General features: G+C 54.1%; 14 protein-coding genes and 1 other annotated feature. Of the genes, 10 read left to right on the forward strand and 4 right to left on the reverse strand.

Features of this window, described 5'->3' with window-relative positions; genetic code table 11:
* Nucleotides 1–58 precede the first annotated feature (58 nt).
* Nucleotides 59–3424 carry a mechanosensitive channel MscK gene (gene mscK / locus WC1_RS18175; RefSeq protein ID WP_003835917.1) on the forward strand — a complete coding sequence of 1122 codons (3366 nt, stop codon included), beginning with the start codon at nt 59–61 and terminating at the stop codon, nt 3422–3424.
* 75 nt (nt 3425–3499) lie between these two features.
* On the opposite strand, the gene rsmS is transcribed toward mscK, so the two are convergent.
* Both rsmS and priC read right to left on the reverse strand, forming a co-directional pair.
* A complete protein-coding gene (gene rsmS, locus WC1_RS23320; protein ID WP_003021750.1) occupies nt 3500–3661 on the reverse strand; it encodes a pleiotropic regulatory protein RsmS in 162 nt (53 codons plus the stop codon).
* A gap of 14 nt (nt 3662–3675) precedes the next feature.
* Nucleotides 3676–4203: a primosomal replication protein N'' gene (gene priC / locus WC1_RS18170; protein WP_016149713.1), complete on the reverse strand. Its 528-nt coding sequence runs from the start codon at nt 4201–4203 to the stop codon at nt 3676–3678.
* A 69-nt stretch (nt 4204–4272) separates the two neighbouring features.
* On the opposite strand from priC, the gene WC1_RS18165 reads away from it, so the two are divergent.
* From WC1_RS18165 to hemH, 8 genes are all read left to right on the forward strand, one after another.
* On the forward strand, nt 4273–4650 hold the full coding sequence (locus tag WC1_RS18165; protein WP_003847534.1) for a DUF454 family protein: 378 nt from the start codon (nt 4273–4275) through the stop codon (nt 4648–4650).
* 193 nt (nt 4651–4843) lie between these two features.
* Nucleotides 4844–5395 (forward strand): adenine phosphoribosyltransferase, encoded by a 552-nt coding sequence (apt, locus tag WC1_RS18160; protein WP_003021759.1) that lies wholly within the window; start codon nt 4844–4846, stop codon nt 5393–5395.
* A 210-nt stretch (nt 5396–5605) separates the two neighbouring features.
* Complete coding sequence (dnaX, locus tag WC1_RS18155) at nt 5606–7537, forward strand: DNA polymerase III subunit gamma/tau (protein WP_016149715.1); 1932 nt, start codon at nt 5606–5608, stop codon at nt 7535–7537.
* Nucleotides 6870–6934, forward strand: a sequence feature (DnaX frameshifting element). (Overlaps the previous gene by 65 nt.)
* 57 nt (nt 7538–7594) lie before the next feature.
* Nucleotides 7595–7924 (forward strand): YbaB/EbfC family nucleoid-associated protein, encoded by a 330-nt coding sequence (locus WC1_RS18150; protein ID WP_003021764.1) that lies wholly within the window; start codon nt 7595–7597, stop codon nt 7922–7924.
* Nucleotides 7924–8529, forward strand: coding sequence for a recombination mediator RecR (recR, locus tag WC1_RS18145; protein ID WP_003021767.1), 606 nt, complete (start codon nt 7924–7926; stop codon nt 8527–8529). Before WC1_RS18150 ends, recR begins: the two co-directional genes overlap by 1 nt.
* A gap of 110 nt (nt 8530–8639) precedes the next feature.
* A complete protein-coding gene (gene htpG / locus WC1_RS18140; RefSeq protein WP_003021770.1) occupies nt 8640–10514 on the forward strand; it encodes a molecular chaperone HtpG in 1875 nt (624 codons plus the stop codon).
* Between the two features lie 232 nt (nt 10515–10746).
* Nucleotides 10747–11391 (forward strand): adenylate kinase, encoded by a 645-nt coding sequence (adk, locus tag WC1_RS18135; RefSeq protein WP_003021773.1) that lies wholly within the window; start codon nt 10747–10749, stop codon nt 11389–11391.
* Nucleotides 11392–11554: 163 nt separating this feature from the next.
* On the forward strand, nt 11555–12517 hold the full coding sequence (gene hemH / locus WC1_RS18130) for a ferrochelatase (protein WP_016149716.1): 963 nt from the start codon (nt 11555–11557) through the stop codon (nt 12515–12517).
* Here the strand turns inward: hemH and aes are convergent.
* Nucleotides 12514–13473, reverse strand: coding sequence for an acetyl esterase (aes, locus tag WC1_RS18125; protein ID WP_016149717.1), 960 nt, complete (start codon nt 13471–13473; stop codon nt 12514–12516). The two genes, hemH and aes, sit on opposite strands and share 4 nt — an antisense overlap.
* A gap of 152 nt (nt 13474–13625) precedes the next feature.
* On the opposite strand from aes, the gene gsk reads away from it, so the two are divergent.
* On the forward strand, nt 13626–14930 hold the full coding sequence (gene gsk, locus WC1_RS18120; protein WP_003021781.1) for an inosine/guanosine kinase: 1305 nt from the start codon (nt 13626–13628) through the stop codon (nt 14928–14930).
* Between the two features lie 91 nt (nt 14931–15021).
* Here gsk and ybaL read toward each other — a convergent pair whose 3' ends face one another.
* Nucleotides 15022–16701 (reverse strand): YbaL family putative K(+) efflux transporter, encoded by a 1680-nt coding sequence (gene ybaL / locus WC1_RS18115; RefSeq protein WP_003835904.1) that lies wholly within the window; start codon nt 16699–16701, stop codon nt 15022–15024.
* Nucleotides 16702–16921: the final 220 nt, after the last annotated feature.

Consider the following 16921-nt stretch of genomic DNA (forward strand, 5'->3'; position numbering starts at 1 on the left):
ATATTCTTGCCGCTTGACTATTTCCGGTCACTTTCCCGGTTCAGAAACATTCATTCTCATGACTATGTTGCAGCTCTATAAACGTTCACAGCATGTAATTGCTATTAGCATACTTTTCTTCATTCTATTGTTATCCTGCCAGTCATCTGCATTTGCGCGGGCGCAACAGAGTGGTGAACTGCCGACGAAAGCAGATATTCAGAGCCAACTGGACGCACTGAGTAAACAAAAAGATCTCTCCGCGCAGGATAAGCTGGTCCAACAGGATCTCATCGATACTATCGCCACGCTGGATAAAATCGATCGCGTGAAAGATGAGACCGTACAGCTTCGCCAGAAAGTGGCCCAGGCGCCGGAGAAAATGCGCCAGGCGACGGATGCGCTAAATTCGCTCAGCGATGTCGACAATGACGACGAAACGCGAAAAACGCTGAGCACGCTTTCCTTACGACAGCTTGAGTCACGCGTCGCGCAGGTGCTCGATGACCTGCAAAGCTCGCAAAACGATCTGGCCACGTATAACAGCCAGCTGGTGTCGCTCCAGACTCAGCCAGAGCGCGTACAAAATGCGATGTACACCGCGTCGCAGCAGATGCAGCAAATCCGCAACCGACTTGATGGCACTAATGTAGGCGAAGGTGCTTTACGCCCCAGCCAGCAGGTGCTGTTACAGGCGCAGCAGGCGCTGCTGAATGCGCAGATCGACCAACAGCGTAAGAGCCTTGAAGGTAATACGATTTTGCAAGATACCTTGCAAAAACAACGTGATTACGTGACGGCGAACAGTAACCGCCTTGAGCATCAGCTCCAGCTCCTGCAGGAAGCGGTGAACAGCAAGCGACTGACGTTAACCGAAAAAACGGCGCAGGAAGCAGTCACGCCGGATGAAGCCGAGCGTATTCAGTCCAATCCGTTAGTGAAGCAGGAGCTTGATGTTAACCATCAGCTCAGCCAGCGTCTGATTGCCGCGACCGAAAACGGCAACAGCCTGATGCAGCAAAATATCAAAGTCAAAAACTGGCTTGACCGCGCGCTGCAATCCGAACGCAACATTAAAGAACAGATCGCCGTTCTGAAAGGCAGTCTGCTGCTGTCGCGTATTCTGTATCAGCAACAACAAACGCTGCCGTCGGCGGATGAACTTGCCGATATGACCAACCGGATCGCCGACTTGCGTCTGGAGCAGTTCGAGGTCAACCAGCAGCGCGACGCGCTGTTCCAGAATGATGCGTTTGTCGCCAAACTGGAAGAAGGGCACAGCAACGAAGTTAACGGCGAAGTCCATGATGCCTTACTGCAGGTTGTGGATATGCGTCGTGAACTGTTGGATCAGCTCAATAAGCAACTGGGCAACCAGCTGATGATGGCGATTAATCTGCAAATTAACCAGCAGCAGTTAATGAGCGTGTCGAAAAACCTGAAAGGGATCCTCACGCAGCAGATTTTCTGGGTTAACAGTAACCGTCCGATGGACTGGGACTGGATCAAAGCTTTCCCGCAAACGCTTAAAGACCAGTTTAAGTCGATGAAAATCACGGTGAACTGGGAAAAAGCGTGGCCCGCAGTATTTATTGCGTTCCTGGCGGGATTGCCGCTGCTGCTCATTGCCGGGTTAATCCGCTGGCGTCTGAAATGGTTGAAAGAGTATCAGGCGAAATTAGCCGCTGCGGTGGGTAACCTGCGTAATGACAGTCAGCTCAACACGCCAAAAGCGATTCTGATCGATCTCATCAGAGCCTTGCCGGCGTGCCTGATTATCCTTGCGGTAGGTCTGATTCTGCTTACCATGCAGTTGAATATCAGCGACCTACTGTGGGCGTTCAGTAAGAAGATGACAGTCTTCTGGCTGGTGTTTGGTTTGTGCTGGAAGGTGCTGGAAAAAGATGGCGTGGCAATTCGTCATTTTGGTATGCCAGCAAAACAAACTAGCCATTGGCGCCGCCAAATCGTGCGTATTAGCCTGGCGCTGTTGCCGCTTAATTTTTGGTCGGTCATTGCTGAACTGTCACCGCTCAATCTGATGGACGATGTGCTGGGTCAGGTGGTGATTTTCCTCAACCTGCTGCTGATCGCCTTCCTGGTATGGCCAATGTGCCGCGAAAGCTGGCGTGATAAAGAGTCGCATGGTCTGCGTCTGGTGACGATTACCGTGCTGTCTATTATCCCGATAGCATTAATGGTGCTGACGGCGACCGGCTATTTCTACACCACGCTGCGTCTGGCGGGACGCTGGATTGAAACGGTTTATCTGGTCATTCTCTGGAACCTGCTGTACCAGACCGTGCTGCGTGGGTTGAGCGTCGCGGCACGCCGTATCGCCTGGCGTCGTGCGCTGGCGCGTCGTCAGAACCTGGTGAAAGAAGGAGCGGAAGGTGCCGAACCGCAGGAAGAACCGACCATCGCGCTTGAGCAGGTTAACCAGCAAACGCTGCGTATAACTATGCTGGTGATGGTTGCCCTGTTTGGTGTCTTGTTCTGGGCCATTTGGTCTGATTTGATCACCGTGTTCAGCTATCTCGACAGCATTACGCTCTGGCATTACAACGGTACCGAAGCGGGTGCGGCAGTGGTGAAAGACGTCACCATGGGTAGCCTGCTGTTTGCGATTATTGCCTCAATGGTCGCGTGGGCGCTGATCCGTAACTTACCCGGCCTGTTGGAAGTGCTGGTGCTCTCGCGACTGAAGATGCGTCAGGGCGCTTCGTATGCGATCACCACGATCCTTAACTACGCGATCATCGCCATCGGCGCGATGACGGTCTTCGGATCGCTCGGTGTTTCGTGGGATAAGCTACAGTGGCTGGCAGCAGCCCTGTCGGTTGGTCTTGGTTTTGGTTTGCAGGAAATCTTCGGTAACTTTGTTTCGGGTCTGATTATTCTGTTTGAACGCCCGGTCCGCATCGGCGATACCGTGACTATCGGTACGTTCTCAGGAACGGTCAGCAAGATCCGTATCCGTGCCACCACCATTACCGACTTCGATCGCAAAGAGGTGATCATCCCGAACAAAGCCTTTGTGACGGAGCGTTTGATCAACTGGTCGCTTTCCGATACCACCACGCGTCTGGTGATCCGCATCGGCGTGGCCTACGGTTCGGATCTGGACAAAGTGAAGAAAGTGCTGCTGCAGGCGGCGATGGAACACCCGAAAGTGATGCACGATCCGGAGCCTGCTGTGTTCTTTACCGCCTTCGGCGCCAGCACGCTGGATCATGAACTGCGTTTATACGTGCGTGAACTGCGCGATCGTAGTCACACGGTTGATGAACTGAACCGTGCGGTCGATCGTTTGTGCCGTGAAAACGACATTGATATCGCCTTTAACCAGCTTGAAGTGCACCTGCACAACGCGAAGGGCGACACCGTGACCGAGGTTAAGCGTGACATCATTAAAGGTGATGATCCGACGCCTTCGGTAGGTTAATAGAAAAACTCATCAGGCCTGCGAGCTTCGATTCATTCGTAGGCCTGGTAAGTGCAACGCTATCAGGCATTTCAGCTATAGCGCGTTTTTTGAAGAAGAGAGCTGTTTCTTTTCGTAATCCCGTTTAACAATCTCCAGCGCCTTCAGTACGGTTTCAGGTGCAACCTGATTTTCCTCAAGTAAAACAATCAAATCGACGGCCAGTTTGACCTCGTCCGGGGCGTTCTCTAATGACATAAATTCTCCGGGGATTAACGGGTTAAACGCGCCAACACGTTTTCTATTCTTGCCAGAGCATGACGGCAGCGCGCCAGTCGCGCCTCGAATGCTTCTACTTCACGATGCAGTCTTTGCTGTTCTGCAAAGCCGGTAGCCTGAGCCAGACGCTCTTTGCGTTCACGCGTCATTTCAACCAGACGGCGTTCAAACTCCTGATGTTGGACCCGCTTGCGCTGCCAGCGCGCCAGACCTGGAGATGCGCTGTCCCACTCGCGTAGCGACCAACTGGCAGTTTCACGTGAAATCGCCTCTAACTGTGAGGCAAGGTGTTCCGCAAGCCAGGTGATTTGTGGTAGTTGTTGCTGCTCAACGGCGCGACGTAGGGCAGTAAGATTATCGTCAGCTTCATCCAGGCAGGCCTGCAGCAATGTGCTGCGCGTGTGAAACAGATGCCTGTCAAAGCGGGCGCTAAGCGTTGTGTGGTGCGCCAGCGGAGCACAACGCTGTCGCAGGCGGTTAAGCTGGTTTTCGAGCGTCTGTAACAGCATGGCGGTTTTCACAACAACACTCCGATGAAAATGAGAACTGTTATGCTAAAGTAGCGATTCTCTGTGTTAAGTACTGATATTATGCAACGCATTATTCTAATCATCATTGGCTGGATAGCGGTAGTGCTAGGTACGCTGGGCGTAGTATTGCCTCTGTTGCCGACGACGCCGTTTATACTGCTGGCCGCCTGGTGTTTTGCCCGCTCATCGCCGCGTTTTCACGACTGGTTGCTTTACCGTTCGTGGTTCGGCGGGTATCTGCGTCACTGGCAAAAACATCGCGCGATGCCGCCGGGAGCAAAACCGCGCGCTATTTTGTTGATTCTGGTGACGTTTGCTATTTCCCTCTGGCTGGTCAATATGATGTGGGTACGCGGCCTGCTGCTGGTTATTCTCGCCTGTTTACTGATTTTTATGTGGCGGATCCCGGTGATTGATGAAAAACAACAAAAGCAGTAAAGCGCAATAATCGCTGTTGCAATTGTCTCTCGCAGCCAGTAAATTCGACCGTTTTCGAGCACAGGCGCAGATGGTCAAAGGTTAACCAAGTGTAACCTTGGCCCTAATATAGACACAAAATCATTCAAGATACGTCGAGGATGAAGTGTATAGTGCGCCGTGAAGTAATACTGTATTAATCAGGCACAAACTTATGACCGCGACTGCACAGCAGCTTGAGTTTCTCAAAAATAGCATCAAAAGCATCCACGACTACCCAAAACCGGGCATTCTTTTCCGTGATGTCACCAGTTTACTGGAAGATCCGAAAGCCTACGCCCTCAGCATTGAATTGCTGGTTGAGCGCTACAAAAATGCGGGGATCACTAAAGTGGTTGGCACCGAAGCGCGTGGCTTCCTGTTTGGCGCGCCGGTAGCGTTGGGGCTGGGCGTCGGCTTTGTTCCGGTACGCAAACCGCGTAAGCTTCCGCGTGAAGTTATTGCTGAGACCTATGAGCTGGAGTACGGCACCGATCAGCTGGAAATCCACGTTGATGCCATCAAACCGGGTGATAAAGTCCTGGTTGTGGACGATCTTCTGGCAACTGGCGGCACGATTGAAGCGACCGTGAAGCTGATCCGCCGTCTGGGTGGCGAAGTGACCGATGCTGCCTTTATCATTAACTTGTTTGATCTGGGCGGCGAGCAGCGTCTGGAAAAGCAGGGGCTGACCTGTTATAGCCTGGTTCCATTCCCGGGCCACTAATTTAGGGCTATCTTTTTTGCCATTTTGGCCCCGGTCAGTGCTCGAAATCCTCACGTACTGCGTGTACGCTCCGGTTTCTGTGCGCTGCCCGAAACCAAACTGACTGCAACGATAACGCCCGAATATAACGTGTCAACCTCGCCGTTGCTGCGAGGTTGTGTTAGCATTACCCTCCTGTGAATCCACCCTCCAGCCTTTCAGAGCCTGCCAATGAGTTATCAGGTCTTAGCCCGAAAATGGCGCCCACAAACCTTTGCTGACGTCGTCGGCCAGGAACATGTGCTGACGGCACTGGCGAACGGCTTGTCGTTAGGGCGTATTCATCATGCTTATTTGTTTTCCGGGACCCGTGGCGTCGGAAAAACCTCTATCGCCCGCTTGCTGGCGAAGGGATTAAACTGTGAAACTGGCATCACCGCTACGCCGTGCGGCGTGTGCGATAACTGCCGGGAAATTGAGCAGGGGCGTTTTGTCGATTTGATTGAAATCGATGCCGCCTCACGCACCAAAGTCGAAGATACTCGCGATCTGCTGGATAACGTTCAGTATGCGCCCGTGCGCGGTCGCTTTAAGGTCTATTTGATCGACGAAGTGCACATGCTGTCGCGCCACAGTTTTAACGCCTTGCTGAAAACGCTCGAAGAGCCGCCCGCGCACGTCAAATTCCTGCTGGCGACCACCGATCCGCAGAAGCTGCCGGTGACCATCCTGTCGCGCTGTCTGCAATTCCATCTTAAAGCGCTGGATGTCGAACAGATTCGCCATCAGCTTGAGCATATTCTCAAAGAAGAGCATATCGCCCATGAACCGCGTGCGCTGCAACTGCTGGCTCGTGCCGCGGACGGCAGCCTGCGCGATGCGCTAAGCCTGACCGATCAGGCGATTGCCAGCGGTGATGGTCAGGTCTCGACCGACGCGGTCAGCACCATGCTCGGCACGCTGGACGACGACCAGGCGCTCTCGCTTGTTGAAGCGGTTGTGGCTGCGGACGGCGAACGCGTGATGACGCTGGTGAACGACGCTGCCGCGCGTGGTATCGAATGGGAAGCGCTGCTGGTTGAGATGTCGGCTTTGCTGCATCGTATTGCCATGGTTCAGCTTTCACCTGCTGCGCTCGGTAGCGATATGGCCGCCATTGAACAGCGTATGCGTGAACTGGCGCGAATTGTACCGCCTACCGATGTGCAGCTTTACTACCAGACCCTGTTAATTGGGCGCAAAGAACTGCCGTATGCGCCGGACAGGCGAATGGGCGTCGAAATGACGCTGCTGCGTGCGCTGGCTTTTCATCCGTGCATGCCGCTCCCGGAACCTGAAGTCCCGCGCCAGTCGTTTGCCCCGGTCGCACCCACAGCGGTAATGACCCCGAAGCAGGTGCCACAGCAGCAACCTGCGCCAGCGCAACAGCAACAGAATGTGCCGCTTTCCGATGCCACCAGTCAGGTGCTGGCGGCGCGCAGTCAACTGCAACGTGCTCAGGGAGCAACCAAAGCAAAAAAGAGTGAACCGGCAGCCGCTTCCCGCGCGCGGCCGGTGAATAATGCTGCGCTGGAAAGACTGGCTTCGGTGTCGGAACGTGTTCAGGCGCGTCCGGCAGTCTCTGCGCTGGAAAAAGCACCGGCGAAGAAAGAAGCGTATCGCTGGAAAGCGACCAATCCTGTTGCAGAAGTCAAAGAAGTCGTCGCCACGCCGAAAGCGCTGAAAAAAGCGCTCGAGCATGAAAAAACGCCGGAACTGGCGGCAAAGCTTGCGGCTGAAGCCATTGAACGCGACCCGTGGGCCGCCCAGGTGAGCCAGCTCTCGCTGCCTAAACTGGTAGAGCAGGTGGCGCTTAATGCCTGGAAAGAAGAGAATGGCAACGTGGTTTGCCTGCACCTGCGTTCCACGCAGCGACACCTTAATTCCAGCGGCGCGCAGCAAAAACTGGCCGAAGCACTGAGTTCCTTAACGGGGTCAACGGTTGAATTGACCATCGTTGAAGATGATAATCCTGCGGTGCGTACGCCGCTGGAGTGGCGTCAGGCCATTTATGAAGAGAAGCTCGCGCAGGCGCGTGAGTCGATTATTGCGGATAATAACATCCAGACGCTGCGTCGTTTTTTCGATGCGGAGCTGGACGAAGAGAGTATTCGCCCCATTTGATCGTCAGCCTAATGGTTTGACGGTCGTCATCCCTTAACGTGATTGAGAGAGAAGCCTATGTTTGGTAAAGGCGGTCTGGGTAACCTGATGAAACAGGCCCAGCAGATGCAAGAAAAAATGCAGCAGATGCAGGAAGAAGTCGCCAAGCTGGAAGTGACCGGCGAATCTGGCGCGGGTCTGGTAAAAGTGACCATCAACGGCGCGCATAACTGCCGTCGCGTGGAGATCGATCCAAGCCTGCTGGAAGACGACAAAGAGATGCTGGAAGACCTGGTTGCTGCGGCATTCAACGACGCGGCGCGTCGCATTGAAGAGACGCAGAAAGAGAAGATGGCCTCTGTTTCTTCCGGAATGCAGCTGCCGCCTGGCTTTAAGATGCCGTTCTGATGCAAACCAGCCCGCTGTTAACTCAGCTTATGGAAGCACTGCGCTGTCTGCCGGGCGTTGGCCCGAAGTCGGCGCAGCGCATGGCGTTCACGCTGCTTCAGCGCGATCGCAGCGGCGGGATGCGTCTGGCGCAGGCGTTAACGAAGGCGATGTCGGAAATCGGCCACTGTGCCGATTGCCGCACCTTCACAGAGCAAGACGTCTGCAACATCTGTTCGAACCCGCGTCGCCAGGAAAACGGTCAGATTTGCGTGGTGGAGAGTCCGGCGGACATCTACGCCATTGAGCAAACCGGGCAATTTTCCGGACGTTACTTCGTGCTGATGGGACACCTGTCGCCGCTGGACGGTATCGGGCCTGATGATATCGGGCTGGATCGTCTTGAACAGCGACTGGCGTCTGAGCAAATCAACGAACTGATTCTGGCGACCAATCCCACGGTCGAAGGAGAGGCGACCGCCAACTATATTGCTGAGCTTTGCATGCAATATGGCGTTGAAGCCAGCCGTATCGCCCATGGCGTTCCGGTAGGCGGCGAGCTGGAAATGGTCGATGGCACCACGCTGTCGCACTCTCTGGCAGGACGACACAAGATTAAATTCTGAACAAACGGAGGCCGCGACGGCGGCTTCCGCTTGAAATCCTTCCCGCTTGTCCCCATTTCACCCTCAACGTGTTTTTACCATTGAATATGGCATTGTTGAGGTAGATCTACATGAAAGGACAAGAAACTCGTGGTTTTCAGTCAGAAGTAAAACAGCTTCTGCACCTGATGATCCATTCTCTGTATTCCAATAAAGAAATCTTCCTGCGTGAGCTTATCTCTAACGCCTCGGATGCGGCAGACAAGCTGCGTTTCCGCGCACTGTCTAACCCGGACCTGTATGAAGGTGACGGTGAGCTGCGTGTGCGTGTTTCCTTCGATAAAGATAAGCGTACGTTGACCATTGCCGATAACGGCGTGGGGATGAACCGTGATGACGTTATCGATCATCTGGGGACCATTGCGAAATCCGGCACCAAATCTTTCCTCGAATCTATGGGCTCCGATCAGGCGAAAGACAGCCAGTTGATCGGTCAGTTCGGGGTTGGTTTCTACTCTGCCTTCATCGTGGCGGACAAAGTCACCGTGCGTACCCGTGCTGCGGGTGATAAACCGGAAAACGGCGTGTTCTGGGAATCTGCGGGCGAAGGCGAGTACACCGTTGCTGATATTACCAAAGAAGACCGTGGTACCGAAATTACTCTGCATCTGCGTGAAGGCGAAGACGAGTTCCTCGATGACTGGCGCGTACGTTCCATCATCAGCAAATATTCCGACCATATTGCGCTGCCGGTAGAGATCGAAAAATCCGAAGAGAAAGACGGCGAGACCGTGGTTTCCTGGGAAAAAATCAACAAGGCGCAGGCGCTGTGGACCCGTAACAAGTCGGAAATCAAAGACGACGAGTACAACGAATTCTACAAGCACATCGCCCACGACTTCACTGACCCGCTGACCTGGAGCCACAACCGTGTGGAAGGTAAGCAGGAGTACACCAGCCTGCTGTATATCCCGTCGCAGGCGCCGTGGGATATGTGGAACCGCGATCACAAGCATGGTCTGAAACTGTACGTCCAGCGTGTCTTCATCATGGACGATGCCGAGCAGTTCATGCCGAACTACCTGCGCTTTGTCCGCGGTCTGATAGATTCCAACGATCTGCCGCTGAACGTTTCTCGCGAGATCCTGCAGGACAGCACCGTCACCCGTAACCTGCGCAGCGCGCTGACCAAACGCGTACTGCAGATGCTGGAAAAACTGGCGAAAGACGACGCGGAAAAATACCAGACCTTCTGGAAGCAGTTCGGCCTGGTGCTGAAAGAAGGCCCGGCGGAAGACCACGCCAACCAGGAAACGATCGCTAAACTGATGCGCTTCGCGTCTACGCACACTGACTCCTCCGCGCAAACCGTGTCGCTGGAAGATTACGTGTCGCGAATGAAAGAAGGGCAGGAGAAAATCTACTACATCACTGCAGACAGCTATGCGGCGGCGAAGAGCAGCCCGCACCTGGAACTGCTGCGTAAGAAAGGCATCGAAGTGCTGCTGCTTTCTGACCGCATCGATGAGTGGATGATGAACTACCTGACCGAGTTCGACGGTAAGGCATTCCAGTCCGTTGCTAAAGCTGACGAGTCCATCGACAAGCTGGCGGATGAAGTTGACGAATCGGCAAAAGAAGCGGAAAAAGCGCTGACGCCGTTCGTTGAGCGTGTGAAAACCCTGTTGGGTGACCGCGTGAAAGAAGTGCGTCTGACTCACCGTCTGACCGACACGCCAGCCATCGTTACCACCGATGCGGATGAAATGAGCACCCAGATGGCGAAACTGTTTGCCGCTGCGGGCCAGGCCGTACCGGAAGTGAAATATATCTTTGAACTGAACCCGGACCACGTGCTGGTAAAACGCACGGCGGATACTCAGGACGAAGCACAGTTCAAAGAGTGGGTTGAGCTGCTGCTGGATCAGGCGCTGTTTGCCGAGCGCGGCACGCTGGAAGACCCGAACCAGTTCATTCGTCGTATGAACCAGTTGCTGGTATCCTGATACCTGTAATGTAATGCCGGATGGCGCTAACGCTTATCCGGCCTACAACATCTTTTTGATCGTAGGCCGGATAAGGTGTTTACACCGCCATCCGGCAATTTCTTTCCTTATTTTCAATTTTCCCGCCATTAACCGTTTCAGCGCAGACTACCTTCCTTGAGCCAATTGCGTGATGGTGGTATCGTTTAGCGCTTTTTAAAAAATATCGACAACCTTTAAGGGGATTTTCGTAATGCGTATCATTCTGCTTGGCGCTCCGGGCGCGGGTAAAGGAACTCAGGCTCAGTTCATCATGGAGAAGTATGGTATTCCGCAAATCTCCACCGGTGATATGCTGCGTGCCGCCGTGAAATCTGGCTCCGAGCTGGGCAAACAAGCGAAAGACATCATGGACGCCGGTAAGCTGGTGACTGATGAGCTGGTGATCGCGCTGGTAAAAGAGCGTATTGCTCAGGAAGACTGCCGTAATGGTTTCCTGCTTGATGGCTTCCCGCGTACTATTCCGCAGGCAGACGCCATGAAAGAAGCGGGCATCAACGTGGACTACGTTCTGGAGTTTGACGTACCTGACGAACTGATCGTTGACCGTATCGTCGGTCGCCGCGTACACGCTGCTTCTGGCCGCGTTTACCACATCAAATTCAACCCGCCTAAGGTTGAAGGCAAAGACGACGTGACCGGCGAAGAGCTGACCACCCGTAAAGACGATCAGGAAGAGACCGTACGTAAGCGCCTGGTGGAATACCATCAGATGACCGCACCGCTGATTGGCTACTACTCTAAAGAAGCGCAGGCGGGTAACACCAAATACGCGAAAGTTGATGGCACTCAGGCAGTTGCTGACGTGCGCGCAGCGCTGGAAAAAATCCTCGGCTAATTTTTTCGCGTAATAAACCTCTTATCAGGTCTGCCATTATCTCGTAGGCCTGATAAGCGCATCGCCATCAGGCAAATTCTCGTCTTACCTTTCACAGCAATTAGTTCTTCTTTACCGCTTTTCCGCTACAATTATCAACAATTTGAATCGATAAGAGGCGGTAATGCGTCAGACGAAAACCGGTATCCTGCTGGCAAACCTCGGCACTCCCGATGCCCCAACTCCCGAAGCCGTTAAGCGCTACCTGCGCCAGTTTTTAAGCGATCCACGCGTAGTTGATACGTCCCCTACACTGTGGTGGCCGCTGCTGCGCGGTGTGATTTTGCCGCTGCGAGCGCCGCGTGTGGCAAAGCTGTACCAGTCAATCTGGATGGAAGACGGTTCCCCGCTGATGGTCTACAGCAAGGCGCAACAGCAGGCGCTGGCACAACGTCTGCCTGATACCCCTGTCGCGCTGGGGATGAGCTACGGTTCGCCATCGCTCGAAAGCGCGGTCGATGAACTGTTGGCAAGCGGAGTGGAACATATGGTGGTGTTACCGCTGTACCCGCAATATTCCTGTTCGACGGTTGCAGCAGTCTGGGACGAGCTGGCGCGCATCTTAGCGCGTAAACGTGGTATTCCCAGCGTCTCTTTTATTCGTGATTACGCCGATGACAGCAGCTACATTGATGCGCTGGCCAAGAGTGCCCGGGATTCATTCGCTCAACATGGCGAACCTGATTTACTGCTGCTCTCCTACCACGGCATTCCGCAGCGCTACGCCGATGAAGGCGATGACTACCCGCAGCGCTGTCGCGATACGACGCGTGAGCTGGTTTCAGCGCTTGGTCTGCCGCCGGAAAAAGTCATGATGACCTTCCAGTCTCGCTTTGGCCGCGAACCCTGGCTGACGCCGTATACCGACGAAACGTTAAAAATGCTGGCGGAGAAAGGAACCCGACATATCCAGGTTATGTGTCCGGGCTTCGCGGCTGATTGCCTCGAAACGCTGGAAGAGATAGCGGTGCAAAACCGGGAGATTTTCCTTGAGGCTGGCGGTAAGCAATATGAGTATATTCCGGCGTTGAATGCCACACCGGAACATATCGAAATGATGGTTAAACTGACCGCCGCCTACCGCTAAAGCTGTTGCTTAAAGAAACGCGCGCCGTCCTGCAGAGCTTCATCGGCGGTTTTCATCACCCGCGAATGGTGCAGGAAGGCGTGCAGCGTACCGGGATACATTTTGTACTGGCAGGGCTGCTGATGCGCCTGTAACGTCTGGAATAATAAGCGGCTATCGTCAATCAGTGGATCGAACTCCGCGCCGGCGATAAAACACGGCGGCACGTCACGCGTCAGGTCGTTATTAAACAGGCAATAGTACGGTGACTCGCGATCGTCAGCGCTACGTAGGTACGCGTTTTCATACATCTGCAAGTCCTCGCGGGTTAACCCATCCCACGCTCCGCCCATCAGCCGTCGGCTCAGTGAATCCTGTAGCCCGTAAAGCCCATACCACAACAGCACGCCAGCCACCTTGCCGCAGGCAATGCGTTTATCCCGCAGCCACAGCGCGCTGGCAAGCGCCAGCATGGCTCCGGCGGAATCGCCCGCAAAACCAATCGTATTGATATTGAGGGAATAGTCGCCAGCATGTTGATGATAGTACTGGCAGACGGCGACGATCTCTTCGATGGCTTGTGGGTAGCGGGCCTCCGGCGCCAGCGAATAGTCGATGCCGATCACCGTGCACTGGGTGTAATGCGCAAGTAAACGCATAATACGGTCATGGGTATCCAGATTACCGAGAATAAAACCGCCGCCGTGCAGGTAATACAGCGTGGCCTGGCTTTGGGGCTGCGGAGCGTAGATGCGTGTGGCAACGGGGCCGCACGCGGTAGAAATCACGCATTCTCGGGTATGCATCTGCGGGGCATCGGCATTCCACAGCCGCCGCTCATGAATGTAGTGTTGGCGCTGGGCCACGAAGTCATCGGCAGCGGGCCACGGCGGCAAATCGTCGCGATGAAAATTCACCACGCTTTTCATTTCATCCGAAATTTTGTCGAGTACGGGGATTTTGTTTTCCGGCTTCATAAAACGCTCCTTGTGAAGGTGAGTTATTGTAGAAATTAATCCCGGATAAACTGCGATCTCACCGTCCGATATTGAAACTCAGCGTCGCATCGCATGCGCAGCAGGGAATGTGCTACCATGCATCGCTCAGTTAACCACCCGTAAAATCGACCATGAAATTTCCCGGTAAACGTAAATCCAAACACTATTTTCCCGTCAGCGCGCGCGATCCGTTGTTGCAACAAATTCAGCCAGAAAATGAAACCAGCGCAGCCTGGGTGGTGGGCATCGACCAGACGCTGGTGGATATTGAAGCCAAAGTGGATGATGACTTTGTAAAACGTTATGGATTAAGCGCCGGGCATTCTCTGGTGATCGCCGATGATGTCGCAGAAGCGCTCTATCAGGAACTGGTGCGTGAAAATTTGATCACCCATCAGTTTGCGGGCGGTACGATCGGTAACACGATGCACAACTACTCCGTGCTGGCGGATGACCGCTCGGTGCTGCTGGGCGTGATGTGCAGCAATATCGAGATTGGCAGCTATGCGTACCGCTATTTATGCAATACCTCCAGCCGTACCGATCTGAACTACCTACAAGGCGTTAATGGACCGATTGGTCGTTGCTTTACGCTGATTGGTGAATCCGGAGAGCGTACCTTCGCAATCAGCCCTGGGCATATGAATAAGCTACGGGCGGATAGCATCCCTGAGTCGGTGATTGCCGGAGCGTCCGCGTTGGTGCTGACGTCCTATCTGGTGCGCTGCGAGCCGGGCGAGCCGATGCCGGAAGCGACCATGAAGGCGATTGAATACGCTAAAAAACACAATGTGCCGGTGGTACTGACGCTGGGCACCAAATTCGTCATTGCCGATAACCCGCAATGGTGGCAGGCATTCCTCAAAGAGCATGTCTCTATTCTGGCGATGAATGAAGAAGAGGCTGAAGCGCTGACCGGCGAGAACGATCCGCTGCTGGCGTCTGACAAGGCGCTGGACTGGGTGGATCTGGTGCTGTGCACTGCGGGTCCGGCGGGTCTGTATATGGCGGGCTTTACGGAAGAAGAAGTCAAACGTAAAACCCAGCATCCGCTGCTGCCTGGAGCGATTGCCGAATTCAATCAGTACGAATTCAGCCGCGCCATGCGCCATAAAGACTGTACCAATCCGCTGCGTGTGTATTCGCACATTGCACCGTATATGGGCGGGCCAGAAAAGATAATGAATACCAACGGTGCTGGCGACGGCGCGCTGGCGGCATTGCTGCATGATATTACTGCCAACAGCTATCACCGCAGTAACGTGCCTAACTCCAGCAAGCACAAGTTCACCTGGCTGACCTATTCGTCGCTAGCCCAGGTGTGTAAATATGCTAACCGCGTGAGTTACCAGGTGCTGAACCAGCATTCACCGCGCCTGACGCGCGGTTTGCCGGAACGTGAAGACAGTCTCGAAGAGTCGTACTGGGATCGCTGAGTTCTTGCCCGATGGCGCTACGCTTATCGGGCCTACGCGTAGCAATAGCAGGCCGGATAAGGCGTTTTACGCCGCCATCCGGCACGTAACATTAACTGGCGGTAGCAACTTCACCGGCAGGCGGCGTTTCAATTAGCTCCAGCATGGTACGGGCGATTTCACGCTCGCCCATGACGACCTGATTGGCTCCGCGCTCAGTAATATATTCCACCTCATCGTCATAATGTGCGCGGGCGATAATCTCAATCGACGGGCACTTCTCACGAGCGGAAGCGACAATTTCACCCGCTTCATAGCCATTCGGAATGGTTAGCAACAGCCAGCGTGCGCAATCCAGATGCGCCAGATTCATGATCTCTTCGTTAGCGGCATTTCCCAGCACCGCGCGGATCCCACGCTCGCGCAGTTCATCCACCCGGGTACGTGAGGTTTCGATAACCACCAGCGGGATCCCGGCAGCCATCAATTTCTCACCCAGCAGGCTGCCGACGCGACCAAAGCCAACCAGCAGGGCGTGATTGCAGATATCCACCGGAATTTGCTTCTCTTCTTCGATAGCCTCTTCCAGAGTCTGCTCTTCCAGCGTTTCTGTTTTGGCGAGATATTTTTCTAACACCGCGAACAGCACCGGGTTGAGCATTATGGACAGGATTGCCCCTGCCAGCACCAGATTCTGTCCGGCCTGCGGCAGCAGGTTTAACGCCATTCCCAGACCCGCCAGGATAAAGGCAAATTCACCAATTTGCGCCAGACTGGTGGCAATGGTGAGCGCCGTGCGTTGAGAGTGACCAAACATGCGCACCAGGAAATAGGCGGCAAGGGATTTACCAAAGATGATAATCGCCAGCGTGCCCAGTACTGCCAACGGCTGCTGGATCAGGACTAACGGATCGAACAGCATTCCGACGGAAACGAAGAACAGCACGGCGAACGCATCGCGCAGCGGCAGGGTGTCATGCGCCGCACGGTGGCTCAGCTCAGATTCATTCAGCACCATACCGGCGAAGAACGCGCCCAGTGCAAAGGAGACATCGAACAGCTCTACTGCGCCGAAGGCGATACCTAAGGCGAGGGCGAGGACTGAGAGGGTAAACAGTTCGCGTGAACCGGTTGCGGCGCTGCGGGCCATAATCCACGGTACCAGGCGACGACCCACCAGCATCATAATCGCGATAAACGCCACCACCTTACCGATGGTAATGCCCATATCGACAGCCAGCGAAGCGAAGCCGACATCTTCTTTTTCCAACATTCCGGCGACGGCTGGCAGGAGAACCAGCGTCAGTACCATCATCAGATCTTCGACAATCAGCCAGCCAATGGCAATTTGCCCGCGCTGGCTGTCAATGAGCTGTCGTTCTTCAAGCGCACGCAGTAGCACCACGGTGCTGGCGGTTGAAAGACACAGACCAAACACGATCCCCACCATCAGCGACCAGCCTAATACAGCTGAAAGCGCCATACCCAGCAGCGTTGCCACTGCTATCTGGGCAATCGCGCCGGGAATGGCGATTGACTTTACCGCCATCAAATCCTTCAGGGAAAAGTGCAGCCCGACGCCGAACATCAGCAGAATAACGCCAAGCTCGGCCAGTTCAGGCGCGAGCTTAGTATCAGCAACAAAACCAGGTGTAAATGGACCGGCCAGAACGCCCGCTAACAGATATCCCACCAGAGGAGAAATACGTAGTTTATTGGCAATCATGCCTAATATAAAAGCGAGTACAAGGCCGCCGACAATGGTGGTGATAAGCGGGGTGGCGTGATGCATTCCGTCTCCTTTGGTTGCTGTGATGATCCTAAAAACCCAAACTGCGAGTAATAGTTTATGACAATTTTAATGTTTATGTTTATGAATAATTATTGAATTTTGAAGAAAACAGGATTTTAAAGGAAAAAAAGCACGGATCGGAAAACTACGAGGGGATGTTTGAGGCAAACGCTGATGGTCACTGTAAGTGATGACGACCAAAGTTTACCTTTGGCCGTCA

This window comes from Citrobacter sp. KTE30, from assembly GCF_000398825.1.
Taxonomy (GTDB): domain Bacteria; phylum Pseudomonadota; class Gammaproteobacteria; order Enterobacterales; family Enterobacteriaceae; genus Citrobacter; species Citrobacter freundii.

What these genes read in the sequence shown, in the direction of transcription:
- mscK (WP_003835917.1), top strand. Translation starts at nt 59, where the DNA reads ATGACTATGTTGCAGCTCTATAAACGTTCACAGCATGTAATTGCTATT.
- rsmS (WP_003021750.1), bottom strand. Translation starts at nt 3,661, where the DNA reads ATGTCATTAGAGAACGCCCCGGACGAGGTCAAACTGGCCGTCGATTTG.
- WC1_RS18165 (WP_003847534.1), top strand. Translation starts at nt 4,273, where the DNA reads ATGCAACGCATTATTCTAATCATCATTGGCTGGATAGCGGTAGTGCTA.
- apt (WP_003021759.1), top strand. Translation starts at nt 4,844, where the DNA reads ATGACCGCGACTGCACAGCAGCTTGAGTTTCTCAAAAATAGCATCAAA.
- dnaX (WP_016149715.1), top strand. Translation starts at nt 5,606, where the DNA reads ATGAGTTATCAGGTCTTAGCCCGAAAATGGCGCCCACAAACCTTTGCT.
- WC1_RS18150 (WP_003021764.1), top strand. Translation starts at nt 7,595, where the DNA reads ATGTTTGGTAAAGGCGGTCTGGGTAACCTGATGAAACAGGCCCAGCAG.
- recR (WP_003021767.1), top strand. Translation starts at nt 7,924, where the DNA reads ATGCAAACCAGCCCGCTGTTAACTCAGCTTATGGAAGCACTGCGCTGT.
- htpG (WP_003021770.1), top strand. Translation starts at nt 8,640, where the DNA reads ATGAAAGGACAAGAAACTCGTGGTTTTCAGTCAGAAGTAAAACAGCTT.
- adk (WP_003021773.1), top strand. Translation starts at nt 10,747, where the DNA reads ATGCGTATCATTCTGCTTGGCGCTCCGGGCGCGGGTAAAGGAACTCAG.
- hemH (WP_016149716.1), top strand. Translation starts at nt 11,555, where the DNA reads ATGCGTCAGACGAAAACCGGTATCCTGCTGGCAAACCTCGGCACTCCC.
- aes (WP_016149717.1), bottom strand. Translation starts at nt 13,473, where the DNA reads ATGAAGCCGGAAAACAAAATCCCCGTACTCGACAAAATTTCGGATGAA.
- gsk (WP_003021781.1), top strand. Translation starts at nt 13,626, where the DNA reads ATGAAATTTCCCGGTAAACGTAAATCCAAACACTATTTTCCCGTCAGC.
- ybaL (WP_003835904.1), bottom strand. Translation starts at nt 16,701, where the DNA reads ATGCATCACGCCACCCCGCTTATCACCACCATTGTCGGCGGCCTTGTA.